This is a genomic window from Roseibium sp. RKSG952 (assembly GCF_009711355.1).
Genome location: NZ_SMMF01000269.1, coordinates 1 through 478, shown reverse-complemented (window position 1 = coordinate 478; position 478 = coordinate 1). Strand labels below are relative to the sequence as shown.

Sequence of the window (478 nt, the reverse complement as noted above, 5' to 3'; positions counted from 1 at the left end):
AAATTCTTCGATTCTATCTGCGAGCATATGACACCAGTCCAGAAGACTTGGACTGACGACGAACTTCGTGATGAGGCGGCGAAGTACGATAAGCGAGTCGAATTTCAAAAACGGAATAGTCCCGCCTACCAAGCTGCTAGCAGACGAGGAACTGAATTCCTTGATTCAATCTGCGTGCATATGAACCCTGTTTACAAGACATGGACCAATGACAAGCTTCGTGATGAGGCGGCGAAGTACGACACCAGGACGGCGTTTATGGAGGGTAGCTATGGCGCTTACCAGTCGGCCAAAGAGCGTGGAAAGGGTTTCTTCGACGATATCTGTGGGCATATGAAGCTGCTCCGTAAGAGATGGACTGACGACGAGCTTCGTAATGAGGCGGCAAAGTACGGCACTAGGACGACGTTTGAGAAAGGGAGTCTTGGCGCTTACAAAGCCGCTTTGAGACGCGGGAGGAAATTCTTCGATTCTATCT

1 protein-coding gene is annotated in these 478 nt (G+C 50.0%); it reads left to right on the top strand.

Features of this window, described 5'->3' with window-relative positions; genetic code table 11:
* Positions 1-27: 27 nt before the first annotated feature.
* A partial coding sequence (locus tag E1297_RS00680) for a hypothetical protein (RefSeq protein ID WP_209015537.1) occupies positions 28-478 on the top strand: 451 nt, incomplete at its 3' end.